The 17,149-nt window shown below is 64.1% G+C and carries 15 protein-coding genes; 9 read left to right on the top strand and 6 right to left on the bottom strand.

The window, feature by feature from the left end; all coding sequences use genetic code 11:
- Positions 1–399 precede the first annotated feature (399 nt).
- A complete protein-coding gene (locus LOY22_RS09430) occupies positions 400–924 on the bottom strand; it encodes an MgtC/SapB family protein (RefSeq protein ID WP_258597199.1) in 525 nt (174 codons plus the stop codon).
- Between the two features lie 142 nt (positions 925–1,066).
- Between LOY22_RS09430 and LOY22_RS09425 the strand changes: the two genes are divergently transcribed.
- From LOY22_RS09425 to LOY22_RS09405, 5 genes are all read left to right on the top strand, one after another.
- Complete coding sequence (locus LOY22_RS09425) at positions 1,067–1,306, top strand: DUF3203 family protein (protein WP_045201370.1); 240 nt, start codon at positions 1,067–1,069, stop codon at positions 1,304–1,306.
- A 121-nt stretch (positions 1,307–1,427) separates the two neighbouring features.
- The gene (gene ccoG, locus LOY22_RS09420; protein WP_045201369.1) at positions 1,428–2,840 is read left to right on the top strand and encodes a cytochrome c oxidase accessory protein CcoG; all 1,413 of its coding nucleotides are present in this window, start codon (positions 1,428–1,430) and stop codon (positions 2,838–2,840) included.
- A 41-nt stretch (positions 2,841–2,881) separates the two neighbouring features.
- The gene (mapR, locus tag LOY22_RS09415; RefSeq protein ID WP_045201498.1) at positions 2,882–4,291 is read left to right on the top strand and encodes a GntR family transcriptional regulator MpaR; all 1,410 of its coding nucleotides are present in this window, start codon (positions 2,882–2,884) and stop codon (positions 4,289–4,291) included.
- Positions 4,292–4,357: 66 nt separating this feature from the next.
- Positions 4,358–6,298 (top strand): PoNe immunity protein domain-containing protein, encoded by a 1,941-nt coding sequence (locus LOY22_RS09410; protein WP_256326749.1) that lies wholly within the window; start codon positions 4,358–4,360, stop codon positions 6,296–6,298.
- A gap of 82 nt (positions 6,299–6,380) precedes the next feature.
- A complete protein-coding gene (locus tag LOY22_RS09405) occupies positions 6,381–8,474 on the top strand; it encodes an ATP-binding protein (protein WP_213601906.1) in 2,094 nt (697 codons plus the stop codon).
- On the opposite strand, the gene LOY22_RS09400 is transcribed toward LOY22_RS09405, so the two are convergent.
- Positions 8,475–9,221: an SDR family oxidoreductase gene (locus LOY22_RS09400; RefSeq protein ID WP_045201367.1), complete on the bottom strand. Its 747-nt coding sequence runs from the start codon at positions 9,219–9,221 to the stop codon at positions 8,475–8,477.
- 71 nt (positions 9,222–9,292) lie between these two features.
- Positions 9,293–10,468, bottom strand: coding sequence for a sterol desaturase family protein (locus LOY22_RS09395; RefSeq protein WP_256326750.1), 1,176 nt, complete (start codon positions 10,466–10,468; stop codon positions 9,293–9,295).
- Positions 10,469–10,624: 156 nt separating this feature from the next.
- On the opposite strand from LOY22_RS09395, the gene LOY22_RS09390 reads away from it, so the two are divergent.
- From LOY22_RS09390 to LOY22_RS09375, 4 genes are read left to right on the top strand one after another with little or no spacing between them, the layout of a single operon-like run.
- Positions 10,625–12,334 (top strand): copper resistance system multicopper oxidase, encoded by a 1,710-nt coding sequence (locus LOY22_RS09390; protein ID WP_258597194.1) that lies wholly within the window; start codon positions 10,625–10,627, stop codon positions 12,332–12,334.
- The gene (locus LOY22_RS09385) at positions 12,327–13,193 is read left to right on the top strand and encodes a copper resistance protein B (protein ID WP_258597193.1); all 867 of its coding nucleotides are present in this window, start codon (positions 12,327–12,329) and stop codon (positions 13,191–13,193) included. Before LOY22_RS09390 ends, LOY22_RS09385 begins: the two co-directional genes overlap by 8 nt.
- Positions 13,194–13,207: 14 nt before the next feature.
- Positions 13,208–13,636, top strand: coding sequence for a DUF411 domain-containing protein (locus LOY22_RS09380; RefSeq protein ID WP_045201363.1), 429 nt, complete (start codon positions 13,208–13,210; stop codon positions 13,634–13,636).
- 10 nt (positions 13,637–13,646) lie between these two features.
- On the top strand, positions 13,647–14,081 hold the full coding sequence (locus LOY22_RS09375; protein ID WP_195883493.1) for a YqaA family protein: 435 nt from the start codon (positions 13,647–13,649) through the stop codon (positions 14,079–14,081).
- Here LOY22_RS09375 and LOY22_RS09370 read toward each other — a convergent pair.
- The 3 genes from LOY22_RS09370 to LOY22_RS09360 all read right to left on the bottom strand — a co-directional run bounded on the left by LOY22_RS09370 (position 14,078) and on the right by LOY22_RS09360 (position 17,123).
- Positions 14,078–14,662: a DinB family protein gene (locus tag LOY22_RS09370; protein WP_213601912.1), complete on the bottom strand. Its 585-nt coding sequence runs from the start codon at positions 14,660–14,662 to the stop codon at positions 14,078–14,080. The two genes, LOY22_RS09375 and LOY22_RS09370, sit on opposite strands and share 4 nt — an antisense overlap.
- 10 nt (positions 14,663–14,672) lie before the next feature.
- A complete protein-coding gene (zapE, locus tag LOY22_RS09365; RefSeq protein ID WP_093384982.1) occupies positions 14,673–15,791 on the bottom strand; it encodes a cell division protein ZapE in 1,119 nt (372 codons plus the stop codon).
- A 183-nt stretch (positions 15,792–15,974) separates the two neighbouring features.
- A complete protein-coding gene (locus LOY22_RS09360) occupies positions 15,975–17,123 on the bottom strand; it encodes a PQQ-dependent sugar dehydrogenase (RefSeq protein WP_258597188.1) in 1,149 nt (382 codons plus the stop codon).
- Positions 17,124–17,149: the final 26 nt, after the last annotated feature.

Raw genomic sequence — 17,149 nt, 5'->3', positions numbered from 1 at the left:
TATTGGGTTTTAAAAAGTTGGCACGGCACCTGCTATATCTCAGGTACAAGAACAATAAAAAGTGCGACACACCCAATAAAAATAAGACGAAACGACTCTGACATAACAAGAACAACACGACAGAGGCGCAGCTAACAGATTTTTTTGGAGAGGATGTGCTTTCCAGGGGCTTGCCCCGCAACCGGACACAGAACAATAAAACTACCCAAGGTAGCGCAGGTCACGGTTGGATCAGCAATGATGAAGGTAGATCAGCGCTCAAAAAAATACGTTTGCTCTTGATCCCGGATGGGGATCGCCAAAGATACAGAGGCAACGGTCGCCAAAAACAACAACAGGCCGCCCTCCAATAACAAAAAAAGAGCACGCAACAATCTTTGAGGGGAGCCTAGGCTCCCCTCAGTGCTTCCTGGCCTCCTCGTTTTCGTCCTCGTCGTCCTTCTCGAAGCGATTGACCACCAGCGGCATCACCCCCAATACCAGCAACGCCAGCACCGTGCTGACCACCGCCGTGGCCTCCCGGCCCATGCCCGCCGCCACACCGATCGCCGCGGTCATCCACAGGCCCGCAGCCGTGGTCAGGCCCTTGACGTGCCCGGCATCCTGGTCGTGGCCCTTGAGAATGGTGCCAGCACCCAAAAAGCCGATACCGGCGACGATGCCCTGCACCACCCGGCTCAGCGCTGCATCGTCGGCCCCGGCCATGCGCGGCACCAGCACGAACAGCGCCGCGCCGAGGGCCACCAGCATATGGGTGCGCACCCCGGCGGCCTTGCCCTTGAGTTCGCGCTCAAAACCGAGAATGGCGCCCAGCAGCGCCGCCATGACCAGGCGCACGGTCACCTGGGTAAGCTGCTTGGCATCGGTGATGTCGGCAAATTCCGCCACCAGGGTGATCCAGACTTGATGCCACCAGGCGTCCATGGGCTGTGTCCATGCAGTAGGGATTAATCGATGGACAACGCCACTGGCGGCAAGTGCGCCGCCGACCGCTGATCGGTTGCTGCCAGCATCCCCTGCACCCGTGCGGTCCCAAATATAGGACCCGAGTAAAGAGGACAAAGCCATGCCTATTGAAATCGACACCACTAACCAGCGCTGCACCCTGATCAGCGATGACATGCACATCCAGGGCGAGGCCACGCAGGTGCGAATCGTCACCGACGAGGCCTTGCGCATGTCGGTTGCCGAGCTCGAAGGCAAGCGCGTGCCAATCACCGAACAGGAAGCCGATGCCCTCACTGTAGCGGGTGCGGTGGATGGTCGCAGGCACCTCAAGGAGACCGAGCAAGGCTCGATAATCTGAGGCCTACGGAGTTTCCAAGGTAAATCTGATACGGTTTTTATCCAGATACCTGAGACTGTTATGCAAACAGATGGGGCGCCATAGTGCTCTGGCCTGATCGAGGCCTGATGAGCGACGAACCATGAGCGATAGAATCCCCGTCCAGATCGTTGAAATTGCTGAGCCTTCCACCTTCAAGAAGAAGCCTGCCAGCAGTGACCGACAGATCCACACCCGTAGTTTCACCGGCTTGTTTCGTAACCTGCGCCTGGCTGGCGCGGGTTTTCTGTTTTTGCTGTTCTTTGGCACCGTCTGGCTGAACTGGGGCGGTCGCCAGGCCGTGCTTTGGGACCTGGCCGACAGCAAGTTCCATATCTTCGGCGCCACCTTCTGGCCGCAGGACTTCATCCTGCTCTCGGCGTTGTTGATCATCTGCGCCTTCGGCCTGTTTGCCATCACCGTGCTCGCCGGCCGGGTCTGGTGCGGTTACACCTGCCCGCAAAGTTCCTGGACCTGGATTTTCATGTGGTGCGAGAAGGTCACCGAAGGTGAGCGCAACCAGCGCATCAAGCTCGATGCCGCGCCCTGGAGCCTGAACAAACTGGCCCGGCGTTCGGCCAAGCACACCCTGTGGCTGGCCATCAGCCTGCTGACCGGGCTGACCTTCGTCGGCTACTTCACGCCGATCCGGCCGCTGGCCGAAGAACTGTTCACCCTGCAACTGGGCGGTGTCAGTCTGTTCTGGATTCTGTTCTTCACCGGCGCCACCTACATCAACGCCGGCTGGCTGCGTGAAGCGGTGTGCATGCACATGTGCCCGTACGCCCGGTTCCAGAGCGTGATGTTCGACAAGGACACCCTGACCGTCGCCTACGACCCGGCCCGTGGTGAATCCCGCGGCCCGCGCAAGAAGGAAGTCGACCACAAGGCCAAGGGCCTGGGCGACTGCATCGACTGCCATATGTGCGTGCAGGTGTGCCCGACCGGCATCGACATCCGCGACGGCCTGCAGATGGAGTGCATCGGTTGCGCCGCCTGTATCGACGCCTGTGACTCGATCATGGACAAAATGGGCTACGCCCGCGGCCTGGTCGGCTACAAGTCCGAACACACCCTGCAAGGCGGCACCACCAACTGGCTGCGCCCGCGCCTGCTCGGCTACGTCACCGCCCTGGTGGTGATGATCGGCGCCCTGGTGATCGCCCTGCAGCAGCGGCCGATGGTGTCGATGGACGTGATCAAGGACCGTGGCCTGTTCCGTGAGAACAACGCCGGGCAGATCGAGAACATCTACACCCTCAAGGTCATCAACAAGACCCAGCAATCCCAGCACTACCGCCTGCGCCTGCTCGATGCCGAAGGCTTCGAACTGCACGGCAGGACCGAATTCAGCCTGGCGGCCGGGGAAATGAGCGACTTGCCGGTGTCGGTAGCGATGTTGGCCGATCGCCCGCAAAGCAGCTCCCAGGACATCAGCTTCGAACTGATCGATACGGACGAACCCGGTGTGCGCAGCGTCGCCCACAGCCGTTTTGTTGCGCCTTTGAACCGCTGATCCCATACACTGCCCGAGCATCCGAAACCTTTCGAGCCATGATGAAACGCTACGAGAAATTCGCCGACGACATTGCCGAACTGATCCGCTCCGGGGTCCTCGGCCCCGGCCAGCGCGTGCCGTCGGTGCGTTATGCCAGCCAGACCCACGGCGTCAGCCCGTCCACGGTATTCCAGGCCTACTACCTGCTGGAGCGCCGCGGGCTGATCCGCGCCCGGCCGCGCTCGGGGTACTTCGTCAACGCCCACGCGCCGCGCCAGTTCAGCGAGCCGCAGATCATCGAGCAAGCCAGCGAGTCCACCGAGGTGGATGTCAGCGAGCTGGTGTTCTCGATCCTCGACTCGATCAAGGACCCGCAAACCGTGGCCTTCGGCTCGGCTTTTCCCAGCCCTCATCTGTTCCCGCTGCCGCGCCTGGCCCGCTCCATGGCCAGCGCCAGCCGCGAGATGGACCCGCGCATGGTGGTCACCGACCTGTCGCCGGGCAACCCGCAGCTACGCCGGCAAATTGCCCTGCGCTACATGGTCGGCGGCCTGATGCTGCCCATGGAGGAGCTGCTGATCACCAACGGCGCGCTGGAGGCCCTGAACCTGTGCCTGCAGGCGGTGACCGAGCCCGGCGACCTGGTGGCCATCGAGGCGCCGGCGTTCTATGCCTGCCTGCAGATCCTTGAGCGGCTCAAGCTCAAGGCGGTGGAAATCCCCGTGCACCCGCGCGAAGGCATCGACCTCGGGGTGCTGGCGCAAACCCTGGCCAAGCACCCGGTCAAGGCCGTGTGGTGCATGACCAACTTCCAGAACCCGGTGGGCGCGAGCATGCCGGAAGAGAAGAAGCAGCAGCTTGTGGAGCTCTTGCGCGAACATCAAGTGCCGCTGATCGAGGACGACGTCTATGCCGAGCTGTATTACGCCCAGCAAGCGCCGAAACCGGCCAAGGCCTTCGACACCGACGGCCTGGTGATGCACTGCGGCTCGTTCGCCAAGAGCCTGGCCCCCGGCTACCGCATCGGCTGGGTGGCGGCCGGGCGTTACGCGCAGAAGATCGAACGGCTGAAACTGATGACCTCGCTGTGCGCCTCGATGCCGGCCCAGGCGGCGATTGCCGACTACCTGCAGCACGGCGGCTACGACCGGCACCTGCGCAGGCTGCGCTATGCCCTGGAAGAGCAACAGGCGGCGATGCTCGCGGCCATTGCCCGGTATTTTCCGGCGCAAACCCGGGTCAGCCATCCGGCCGGTGGCTACTTCCTGTGGCTGGAGCTGCCTGAACAGATGGACTCGCTCAAGCTGTTCCAGATGGCGTTGGCGCAAGGCATCAGCATCGCCCCCGGGCCGATCTTTTCGCCGACCCGGCGCTTTCGCAACTGCATCCGCCTCAACTACGGCAGCCCCTGGACCGAGCAGTCGGAAAAGGCCATGGAAACCCTGGGCAAGATCGTCCGCTCGTTCTGATCGGCGGTTGTACTTCGAGCGCGCTTGCGGCACCCTGCGCGCTCGAATTTCCCAGGGATGGATGGCATGCACAAGCGACAGCACTTTCTTACGCCGCAGCGTTACGAGCGCTTCCTCGAACACGACGAAGAGAGCCGTGCATTCCTGCGCGACAATCGCCTGCAAGCCGACTCCGACGAGCAAGAGGCAGTGTTCAGCGGCAAGAGCCTCAAGGGCCTGGCGCTGGACAAACTGCTGATCAGCTATACCGCCGGCGTTGACATCGACGCCCTGCCCGCCTTGCTCGAAGCGCTGGTCGCCGAGTACGAGCAACTGCAACGCAAGATGGCCGTGTACACCGAGCAAGCCAACGTCGCTCCGCTGAATCTGGGCGATAGTGAAGAACACCACGAATGCATGCAGGTCATCAGCCTGTGCATTCTGCTCGGTCGCCAGGACCTGCTCGAACGCTTCGTCACGCTGATGGACAACGGCGGCTATGCCGAAGAAGACACCCTCTATGAAGACCTGCTGAGCCGGGTCCTGCCCGACCGCTACGACGTCGATGCGTGGTACCAGGACTACGCCACGCCGTTGGTGCAAACCATCTATGCCACCAGCCCCGAGCAAGCGGCCAGCCGCCTGCAGGGCTACTGCGAGCAGTGGTACGAGCACTTTGAGCACGCCAGCTGGTACGACACCCATGGCGACGATATCAGCGGTTACGTCGGCTACTGGTCATTCGAGGCCGCGGCAGTGGCCCTGCTCTACGGCATCGATACCCGCGAACTGCTTCACGTGATCTTCCCCCATGAGCTGCTCGCGCACGCGCGCAGCCTGCCCGCCTACCAGGGCATCCGCTGGGAGTGCCTGGGCGACGCTGAAGACGAACAGGAGGAGGACGAAGAAGAGCTGATCGACGAAGACGACGAAGACGACAGCGACGAAGACTTCGCCTACGACATCAAGGCCGCCGGCGTCACCTTGTCCGACGCCATCGATGCCGGCAGCATCCCGCACCTGGCCCAGGCCCTGAGTGCCTACGACACCGTCGAAGCGATCCTGGCCCTGAACCTGGCGGCCAACCAGCAGGAGGAAGACGAGGCCTTCTTCGACCTCGCCCTGGCCCTGCTCGGCTGGGTCCCAGGCCCTGGCCACGGGCTCAAACGGGTATTGCGCCTGGTCAATCGCGACCCGCAAAAGCATGCCGAGCAGCTTTATGACCTGCTGCGCCACGTACTGCTCAACTGCAAACTGAAGACCAGCCCGGATGCCCTGCTCGAAGAGAGCCTGGACGCCGAGCTGCTACGCAGCGAGCTTGCGCAAATCATCGCTGCGGTCAGCGCCAGTGCGACCTTCCTGGCCCTCGACGCGCAGCGCCAGGCCCTGGTGCTGAGCGACCTGGAACAGGCTGGTGAACACCTTGACGACCTGATCGAACGCATCGACGAGCGCCTGATGCCCTGGCTTGCCGTGCAGCGCAACAGCTCGGCGCAAGCCTCGGGCAGCAGTGCTCGCGTGCCGGCACAAACCAGCAAACCGCAGTCGCGACGTGTCGATAACCTGCGCGAGCACGGAACGTTCAGTACCCATCCAGCGGCCAGTGATGGCGGCAAACTCAGCCGCGAGCAAATCAACCCGGCAGCCACCAGCAACTGGCTGGAGCTGAGCCTGGACGACGGCAAGCTCGGCGGTGTACCCGGCGCGGCCTACAAGGTGATCTTCGCCGACGGCAGCATTGCCGAAGGCTTTTTGAACAACCTCGGCCATACTCGCCTGGAGGGCGTACCTTTCGGCCCGGCCAAGGTGTATTACGGTGAAGACCCGCGCCCCTACCCGCGCCAGCCGATCAAGGCCCTGGCCAGCAGCGCGGCGCTGATCGACCGCGACCTGCGCAGCCTGGGCTTCATCCCGGCGAAACTCGACCGCGACGACCTGTACGCCGAAACCACCGGGCGCATTGCCCCCTACTGCGAACTCAACGCCCTCTGGTGGGAATGGGCCAGCGCGCGCTATCACGGCCACTGAAGCGCTTGACCTGGGGCCGCGCAGTTGTTGAGTGCTGCGCGGGACGCTACATTTGCCACTATCCCCAGGCCGGAACACGCGCATGCCGTCGAGCGAACTGCAGTCCCTGCGCCAGCAACTTGAGCAGTTGCAGCAGCAGAACAATCTGCTCACAGCCCAGCTCGCCGAGCGCAGCCGCGCCCGGCCTGCACCTGACCAGCAGGCCCTGGCCGATACCCAGCAGCGTTATCGCTTTCTGTTCGAGGCCATGGACGAAGGCTTTTGCATCATCGAATTCTTCGACGGCCCCCACGGCCCGCTCAGCGACTACGTTCATGTCGAAGCCAACGCTGCCTACGCCAAGCATGCCGGTATCGACAATGTGGTCGGGCAGAAGCTGCGAGAGATGGTGCCCGATGAGGCCGATGGATGGATTGCCCGCTATGGACCGGTGCTGCACAGCGGCAATCCGATCCGCTTCGAGCAGGAGCTGGTAGCCACCGGCCGCCACCTGGACATCTGCGCCTTTCGCCTGGAGCCGGCCAGCCGCAAGCAGGTCGCCGTACTGTTCCAGGATGTCACCGCGCGCAAACGTGCCGAATCCGGGCTCAAGCGCCTCAACCAGGAGCTTGAACAGCGGGTGGCCCAGGCGCTGGCAGAGCGCAAGATTCTCACCGATGTGGTCGAGGCGACCCTGGCGCAAATCCAGGTGGTCGATCTGGACATGCGCTGGCTGGCTATCAACCGCGCCGCGCGTGACGAATTCCAGCGAATTTTCGAGCAAGTACCCAGCGTCGGCGACAGCCTGCCGACGCTCATGGCCAGCCGTGCCGAAGACTGCGCCCAGGGCCTGCAACTATGGAATCGGGCACTCAAGGGTGAGGCATTCGTCGAGGTTGCCGAGTTTGGCGAGGGCGAGCAGCATCGCCACTACGAACTGCGGTTCAGCCCGCTGCATGACAGCAACGGGCAACTGATCGGCGCTTACCTGTTCGCCTACGACATCAGCGAGCGGATCGGCGAGCAAAAACGCCTGCGCAAGACTGAAGAAGCCCTGCGCCAGGCGCAGAAAATGGAAGCGGTCGGCCAGCTCACCGGCGGCATCGCCCATGACTTCAACAACCTGCTGACCGGCATCAGCGGCTCGCTCGAACTGTCGCGCAACCTGCTCGGGCGCGGGCGCCATGAACAGATCGCCCCCTACCTGCGCACCGCTCAGGATGTGTGCAACCGCGCCGCATCCCTGGTTCACCGGCTGCTGGCCTTTTCCCGGCGCCAGACCCTGGAACCGCGCACCATCGACGTCAATCGCCTGGTCGGCGGCATGCTTGAGCTGATCCGCCGCAGCGTCGGCCCGCACATCGACATCGAGGTGTTTACCAGCAGCGCATCCTGCCGAGCCAACATCGACGCCTCGCAACTGGAAAACGCCCTGCTCAACCTGTGCATCAACGCCCGCGACGCCATGCCGGGCGGGGGCAGGATCAGCATCGAAACCCGTCATCTGCCAGCCGATGAGCAAGTCGCCGCGCACCTGGACCTCAAGCCCGGTGACTACCTGGCCTTAAGCGTCAGCGATAACGGCAGCGGCATGCCGCCCCAGGTACTGGCGCGCGCCTTCGACCCGTTCTTCACCACCAAGCCGGTGGGTCACGGCACGGGTCTGGGGCTGTCGATGGTTTATGGTTTCGTCCGTCAGTCCGGTGGCCAGGTGCGGGTGTATTCGGAACCTGGCCAGGGCACCAGCGTGCACCTGTACCTGCCGCGCCTGGACAGCGCCAGCCTGCCGCTTAGCGAAGTGAAACCAACGGCCCGCCCGCAACGTGAACTGCGCGACATGACGGTGATGCTGGTCGATGACGAAGCAACCATTCGCATGCTGGTCGGCGAAGTGCTCGAGGAACTGGGTTGCGCCAGGATAGAATTCGCCGACGGCCACAGCGCCCTGGCGGCATTGCAAAATGGCGCCGGCGTCGACTTGTTGATCAGCGATGTCGGCATGCCCGGCGGCATGAACGGCCAGCAACTGGTGGCCGCCGCCCGCCAATTGCGGCCCGGATTGAAAGTGTTGTTCATCACCGGCTACGCCGAGCAGGCGGTGCTCGGCAGCGGCGTGTTCGAGCCCACTACCCGGGTGCTGACCAAGCCGTTCAGCCTCGACACCCTGGCCCAGCGTATCGAGGAAATGATCGGCTGATCAGCGCCCGCCGCCCAGGTCCAGAAAGCTGCCGGTGGAATACGAGGCCTGGTCTGACAGCAGCCAGAGGATCGCCTCGGCGACTTCCTCAGCCTGCCCGCCGCGGCCCATGGGGATGCCCGGCGCAAGCTTGCTGACCCGCTGCGGGTCGCCGCTGAGGGCGTGGAAGTCGGTAAAGATGTAACCCGGGCGCACGGCATTGACCCGTACCCCTTCGCCGGCCACTTCCTTGGCCAGGCCGACGGTGAAGGTATCCAGCGCGCCCTTGGAGGCGGCATAGTCGACGTATTCGTTAGGCGAGCCCAGGCGCGCGGCCACCGACGAGACGTTGACGATGCTGCCGCCCTGCCCGCCATGGCGGGTCGACATACGCTGCAGCGCGTGCTTGGCGCACAGCATCGGCCCGACCACGTTGGTCTTCATCAGCTTGAGCAGGCGAAACTCCGACACTTCTTCGACCCGGCTCTGATGGCCGATGGTGCCAGCGTTGTTGACCAATGCAGTGACCGGGCCCAGCTCGGCATCGACGCGCTGGAACAGCTGGACGATCTCGTCCTCGACACTGACGTCGGCCTTCACCGCAATGGCCTCGGCACCCAGTTCACGCACCTCGGCCAGCACCCGCTGGGCGGCTTCGTCGTCACGCAGGTAATTGATGCAAATACGGTAACCGGCGCGCGCGGCCAGGCGTGCGGTGGCAGCGCCAATGCCGCGGCTGGCGCCGGTGATCACGATAACCTTGTCCATGGATACTCCTTGCCCCCAATGGCGTTGACCCCTCAAGGCTAACGCAGTCAGGGGCCGGGCACAAAGCCGCTTCAGGCAGCCGGTGGCGGTACCGGTGCCTTGGGTTCGGCCTTGCGCAGCGGGTACAGGTGCTGGCGCACGATACCTTCAGGCAGGTCCTTGCCGAACACGCCGTATCGCGCCGGCCATTCCTTGGGCGGCAGCTTGAAGGTGCCGAACAGCATGTCCACCAGCGGCGTATGGATCGCGTAGTTCTTGTAGATGTAATCCTTGTGCCGGGCGTGGTGCCAGTGGTGATAGCGCGGCAGCACCAGCAGGTAGTTGAGCCAGCCGCCGTCGATACGCACGTTGGCATGGGCCAGCACCGCCTGCACACCGACCAGGATCACGTAAGCGTTCATCGCCTGGGGCGAAAAGCCCAGCAGGATCAGCGGCGCCAACACCCCGGTGCGGGTCAGAAGGATCTCGCAGAAATGAATGCGCGAACCGGCCAGCCAGTCCATGTGCGTGCTCGAATGATGCACGGCATGAAAGCGCCACATCCACGGCACCACGTGATACAAGCGGTGCAGCCAGTACTGGCCGAGGTCGGCGACGAACACCGCGAGCAAGAACTGCACCACGATCGGCAGGCTTTGCACCTTGGCCTGCAAGGTATCGGACAGCACCCAGCCGGCCAGCCAGCTGGACGAGGCGGTGACAAAGATGAGGATGAACTGCACCAGCATATGGCTGACGAAGAAGTAGCTGAGGTCGGTGCGCCAGTGCGGGCGCAGGATGTTTTGCTGCGGGTCCTTGGCGTAGAGTTTTTCCAGCGGGATGAAGATCACCGCCGATACCAGCAGAGCGAGCACAAACCAGTCCAGGCCCAGCGAGTATGGGGTCTGGCCGATGGTTTCGGTCTGGATGTTGGTGCCGCCGAGAAACATCGCCAGGCCTGCCGCACTGATGCCGGTAAAGCCCAGGCGCTTGCGCTTGTTGAGGAGAATGTTCAGGGTGCCCAGGGCGAAGGCCAGGATCAATCCGATCAGCAGCGCGGTACGGGCAAAGTGCACGCTGTAGACCTTGCGAAACTCGGCAAAGGTCAGCCACTGCGGAAACAGGAAGCACAACACCGCCAGCAGGCTGAGCAGCCCCAGGGCGGCCGAGAGGTAGCCGCTGATACGCCCCTGGCCGAGCTTGAACGGGTCGTGGCCGTGGCGTTTGAAATAGGCCTTGATTGCCTGCATGAATCGCTGATCCTTCATAGTGGTGGGCTCCGTGCGGCGCGGAGTATACCGACCTGCGGCCACAAGTGAACGCGTACCTGCCTGGCCAGCTGACAAATCTGTAATGCGCTGCTCAGTTTGCTGACAGTCAGCACTGGCTAAGGTCGTGCCATCCCCGCCCCTGGAATGGCAGCCATGCTTCGACACCCGACCCGCCGCACCTTCGTCAAGGGCTTCGCCGCCGGCAGCGCCCTGGCCGGCCTCGGCCTCTGGCGCCTGCCGGCGTTTGCCGCGCCCGGCGTGTTTGCCAACGAGTTGAGCGGCGAGCACTTCGAGCTGTTCATCGGCCAGACCCCGGTCAACGTTACCGGCCGCCCGCGTACGGCGCTGACCATCAACAACAGCCTGCCCGGCCCGACCCTGCGCTGGCGGGAGGGCGACAGCGTGACCCTGCGGGTGCGCAACCGCCTGAACGAGTCGACCTCGCTGCACTGGCACGGGATCATCCTCCCGGCCAACATGGATGGTGTGCCGGGCTTGAGCTTTGCCGGCATCGAGCCCGGTGGCGAGTACCTTTACCGCTTCACTCTGGAGCAGAGCGGCACCTACTGGTATCACAGCCATTGCGGCCTGCAGGAACAGGCCGGGGTCTACGGCGCGATCGTCATCGAACCCAGGCAGCCCGAAGCCCATCGCTACCAGCGCGACTACGTGCTGCTGCTCAGCGACTGGAGCGACCAGGCCCCCGAGGCGCTGATGGCGACCCTGAAAAAGCAGTCCGATGCCTTCAACTACCACAAGCGCACCGTTGGCGACTTCATCGACGATGTCGCCAGAGATGGCTGGCAGCAAACCGTCGCCGAGCGCAAGGCCTGGGCGGCCATGCGCATGAGCCCCACCGACCTTGCCGACATCAGCGCCGCTACCTACACCTACCTGCTCAACGGCCAGCCGCCGGATGGCAACTTCACCTGCCTGTTCCAGCCCGGCGACACTGTGCGCCTGCGCCTGATCAACGGCTCGGCAATGAGCTATTTCGACTTTCGCATTCCGGGCCTTAAGCTGACGGTGATCGCCGCCGATGGCCAGCCGGTAGAGCCGGTCGAGGTCGATGAACTGCGCATCGCCGTGGCCGAAACCTATGACGTGCTGGTGCGGGTCGGCGACCTGCCCGCCTATACCCTGTACGCGCAGAGCATGGACCGCAGCGGCTACGCCCGCGGTACCCTGGCGCGCAGCAACGGGCTGAGCGCCGAGGTGCCAGAGCCGGACCCACGCCCCATCCTGACCATGGCCGACATGGGCCACGGCGCCATGGCCGGGATGGGCGCCATGGACCACAGCCAGATGGCCGGCATGGACCATTCGAAAATGACCGGCATGCAGCAACACCCAGCCAGCGAAAGCGGCAACCCGCTGGTGGACATGCAGACCATGAACCCCAGGCCCAACCTCGCCGACCCAGGGATTGGCCTGCGCAACAACGGCCGCCGGGTGCTGACCTACGCCGATCTGAAAAGCACCTTCGCCGACCCCGATGGCCGCGAACCGTCACGGGAAATCGAACTGCACCTGACCGGACACATGGAGCGCTTCGCCTGGTCGTTCAACGGCATCAAGTTCTCCGACGCCGCGCCGCTGCGCCTGACCTACGGCGAGCGCCTGCGCATCACCCTGGTCAACGACACGATGATGGCCCACCCGATCCACCTGCATGGCCTGTGGAGTGACCTGGAAGACGAACACGGGCGCTTCCAGGTGCGTAAGCACACCCTCGACATCCCGCCGGGCAGCCGCCGTAGCTACCGGGTCAGCGCCGACGCCCTGGGCCGCTGGGCCTATCATTGCCACCTGCTCTACCACATGGAGATGGGCATGTTCCGCGAGGTACGCGTCGATGAATAAGCCCATTTTTCGGCCGCTGTTCGGTGGCTTCGCCCTGCTCGCCCTGCTGGCCAGTGAAGAGACCCGTGCCGAGGCGATGGATCACGCCGCCATGGGCCACGGTGCCATGAACCATCAAGGCATGAACCACAGCATGGCGCCGGGCACTCCACGCACGCCACTGCGTCCGATCACCGACGCCGAGCGCCAGGCGGCCTTCCCGCCGCTGCCCGGTCATCAGGTCCATGACCGGCAGATGAACTGGGCGGTGATCGTCGAGCAACTGGAATACCAGAACTTCGACAACAGCAGCGCCCTGAAGTGGGACGCCAACGCCTGGATCGGCGGCGATGTCGACCGCCTGTGGCTGCGCAGCGAAGGCGAACGCGAACAGGGCGTGACCCATAAGGCCGAACTGCAGGCGCTCTGGGGCCATGCCATCAGCCCCTGGTGGGAGCTGGTCGGTGGCCTGCGCCAGGACTTCAAGCCGGCCACTGGCCAGACCTGGGCCGCCTTCGGCATCCAGGGCACGCCGCTGTACGGGCTGGAGCTGCAAGCCACCCTGTATGCCGGCGAACGTCAGCAAACCGCGCTGCGCCTGGAGAGCAGTTACGCTATCCTGCTGAGCAATCGCTGGATCCTCGAACCGTCGCTGGAGGCCAATTTCTATGGCCGCAACGACGCCACCCGGGACCAGGGCAGTGGCCTTGCCGACAGCGAGATTGGCCTGCGCCTGCGCTACGAAATCACCCGTGGCTTTGCCCCGTACCTGGGCATCAGCGTCAACCGGGCCTACGGCAACAACGCCGAGCAAATCCGTGATGAGCACGGCGATATCGGCCAGACCCGCCTGGTCGCCGGAGTTCGCCTGCGTTTCTAGAAGTGGAGAAGTACATGCTGAGCAAGAAAATCGTCGCCTTCGGCCTGCTGGCCCTGAGCACCCTGGCCCAGGCCGGGCCGACCATCGATGTCTACCGTGACCCCAACTGCGGCTGCTGCAAGGACTGGATCAAGCACCTGCACGACAACGGCTACACGGTCAACGACCATGTCGAGCCGAACATGAGCGCGCTCAAGCAGCGCCTGGGCGTCGAGCCGCGCCTGGCCTCGTGCCATACCGGGGTGATCGACGGCAAGTTCGTCGAAGGCCATGTGCCGGCCGAGCAGATCAAGCTGCTGAGCAAGCGTCCCGACCTCAAGGGTCTGGCCGTACCGGGCATGCCCATGGGCTCGCCGGGCATGGAAATGGGCGACCACAAGGACGCCTACCAGGTCATCGGCCTGACCCTTGAGGGCAAGGACGAAGTGGTCGCCAACTACTGATCAGGCCTTGATGCTCAGCTATTGGGCGCTGTTTCTCAGCGCCTTCGGCGCAGCCACCTTGCTGCCGCTGCAATCGGAAGCGGTGCTGGTCGGCCTGCTGCTGCGCGAACCTGAGGCGCTGATCAGCCTGTTGCTGATCGCCACCGCCGGCAACGTGCTCGGTTCGATCGTCAACTGGCTGCTGGGCCGCGGCATCGAGCACCTGCGCGACAAGCGCTGGTTCCCGTTCAAGCCCGCACAACTGGCAAAGGCCCAGCAGCGCTACCAGCGTTATGGCCAGTGGTCGCTGCTGCTGAGCTGGATGCCGGTGATCGGCGATCCGTTGACGCTGATTGCCGGGATCATGCGCGAGCCGTTCTGGCGCTTTTTAGTGCTGGTCACCCTCGCCAAAGCCGGGCGTTACCTGGTGCTGGCGCTGCTGACGCTGGGCTGGATGCAGCACTAGCGCCCCCAGATCTGCGCCTCGGTCCAGCCCAGTTCGGCAAAGTCCTGGGCGCGCAGGTGCGCTTCATCCTCACAAAAGAATTCATCCAGTTGCGGTGGGCGCACCGCGGTGTCGCTGAGCATCGCGTGCACCTGGCCACGGTGGTGGATCTGGTGCTCGAATAGGTGCGAGAGCAGGCGCAGGCGTTGTTCGCGCTGCACCCAGTCGGGGCGCACGATGTTCACATAGCGCTGCAACTGGTCGTCACGTAACTGGCTGCAGTAAGCGATCAGGCGGTGATCGGCCTGCAACTGTTCGGCGTGCAGTTCCAGGCAGGTGGCAAAAGGCTCCTCGGGCTGGAAAAAACGCTCGCTGTCCGGGTCTGGCGCTTCGCCGCGCTGCTCACACTCAAGGGCCTGCAGGTAGAACCAGTCAACGGTGAGGATGTGGTTGAGGGTCGCCTTGATCGACGGGAAAAAGCTCGCCCGCGGGGCGACGAACTCATCCTGGCTCAGTTGCCTGCAGGCCTTGTACACCCGGTGGTTGGCCCAGCCGTTCTGGTAGGCCATGGTCAGCAGGTGGTGCGAAAGAGGCTCGGCCATGATCGATTCCTCAGCAGAAGCGTTGCAGTTGCATCTCCCGCAAGCGGCTGAGCGTACGCCGGAACGGGAACTCCAGATACCCTTCAGTGTAGAGCGCTTCCAGGGCGACCTCGGCTTCCAGGTACAGGGCGATCCGCCGGTCGTAGCATTCATCGACCAGGGCGATGAAGCGCCGCACGCTGTCGTCATGCACCGACAGTTGCGGTAGCTCGCGGTCGCCGGCGACCACCCGCCGGGCGCCGTCCTCGGTGCCGCGGGCGATCTTCGCCGGGCGCTGGCGGGCGCCGAGCGCCGGCACCTCGCCGAGCAGGATGGCCTGGAAGCGGTCGCACAGGGCCATGAAGTCCATGGCGGCGAAGGGTTGCTCACACAGGTCGGCGTAGCGGCACCAGAGCACCGTCTCGCAGCGTTGCACGACGCTGAGCTGGCGAGAGCCGATCAGCAAGGGTTGTTCAGTCGCCGCTTGCTCACCGCGCAGTTGCTCGAAGACCTGCGCCAGGGCTGCGGGCTGGCCTTTCTCGGTAATCCAGTAACGCTGTATCCGCGCGCCCGGATGCAGGCGATGGTCTTGCTCACCCGCCACCGCCACCACCTGCATATGCTGCTCGATGGCGGCAATCGCCGGCAGGAAGCGCTCGCGGTTGAAACCGTCGCTGTAGAGCTGCCCGGGCGGCTGGTTGGAGGTGGCCACGATCACCACCCCGGCCTCGAACAGCACCTGGAACAACCCGCCGAGAATGATCGCATCGCCGATGTCGTTGACGAACAACTCGTCAAAGCACAGCACGCGGATTTCTTCGGCCAGGGACAAGGCCAGGGCCTGCAAGGGCTCGGCGGTGCCATTGAGCTGGAACAGGCGCTGATGCACCCAGCGCATGAAGTGATGAAAATGCTGGCGCCGGGCCGGAACCTGCAGGCAGGCGTGGAACTGGTCCATGAGCCAGGTCTTGCCGCGCCCAACCGGCCCCCAGAGGTACACGCCCTGCGGGGTTTCACCGCGTTGCAGGGCCTCGAAGCAGGTTTGCAGGGCGGTGGCGGCCTGCAACTGGGCCGGATCGCTGACAAACCCCTGGCTGGCAATGGCCTGCTGGTAGCGGGTCAGCGGGGACTGATCGGTAAAGCAGGACATGCGCGGCGTCCGTCGCAAAAGGGGGCATTCTGCGGCGGGGGGCATCGCGGGGCAAGTGGTACCGCCATTGGTAGGAGCGAGCTTGCCCCGCGATGAGGCCAGTACAGTCAGCACATCGGATGTTGTCTGAGATTCCACCGCTGCGCGCTCGATCGCGGGGCAAGGCCCGCTCCCACAAGGTCTCTACAGATCCAGCCCGACTTTGAGCAGCGCCCCATCCGTCTCATCGGTAAGCACGTACAGATACCCATCCGGCCCTACCCGCACGTCGCGAATCCGCGCCTTGAGCTCGCCGAGCAGGCGCTCTTCATGCACCACCTTGTCGCCCTTGAGCTCCAGGCGAATCAGTTCCTGCGCCGCCAGGGCGCCGATGAACAGGCTGTGATCCCAGGGTTTGAAGCGCGGGTTGTCGTAGAACGCCATGCCGCTGATGGCCGGGGACTTCTCCCAGACATGGTGCGGGTCGAGCATGCCCTCGACATGCTCGCCCTTGGCCTCCGGGATCGGCATCAGCGAATAGTTGATGCCGTGGGTAGCGATCGGCCAGCCATAGTTCTTGCCGGGTTTGGGGATATTGATCTCATCGCCACCACGGGGCCCATGCTCGTTGGTCCACAACTCGCCGGTCCAGGGGTTGAGCGCCGCGCCCTGCTGGTTGCGGTGGCCAAACGACCAGATTTCCGGGCGCACGTTGGCCTGGCCGACGAACGGGTTGTCCTTGGGCACCGTGCCATCCGGGAGGATGCGCACCACCTTGCCCTGCAGCTTGTCGAGGTCCTGGGCGGTCGGGCGCTGGTTGTTCTCGCCCAGGGCGATGAACAGGTAGCCGTCGCGGTCGAACACCAGGCGCGAGCCAAAATGGTTGCCGCTGGAGAGCTTGGGCTGCTGGCGGAAGATCACATTGAAGTCTTCAAGCTTGGCACTGTCGGCCGACAAGCGCCCGCGGCCCACCGCGGTACCGGCCGTGCCGCCCTCCCCACCGCCTTCGGCATACGACAGGTAGACCATCCGGTCCTGCTTGAAGGTCGGTGACAACACCACGTCGAGCAAACCGCCCTGGCCCTTGGCCCAGACTTCGGGGACGCCGCCCAGCGGCGGCCCGACCTTGCCTTCGGGGCTGACAATGCGCAGGTTGCCGGCGCGCTCGGTCACCAGGATGCCCTGGCCGTCCGGCAACAACGCCAGGGCCCAGGGATTGCGCAGGCCTTCGGCGAGGGTGCTGACCTTGACGCTGCCCTCCTCGCTCTTGAAGTCACGCTCGGGCGCGGCATGGGCCAGCAGCGGCAGCAGCGCCGCGGTCATCAGGGTGGGTAGCCAGGTGCGTGGGGACATCAGCGATTCCTTCCAGGGAGGGCCTG

The organism is Pseudomonas sp. B21-035 (assembly GCF_024748945.1).
Classification (GTDB): Bacteria; Pseudomonadota; Gammaproteobacteria; order Pseudomonadales; family Pseudomonadaceae; genus Aquipseudomonas.
This window is presented reverse-complemented; position numbering and strand designations above follow the sequence as displayed.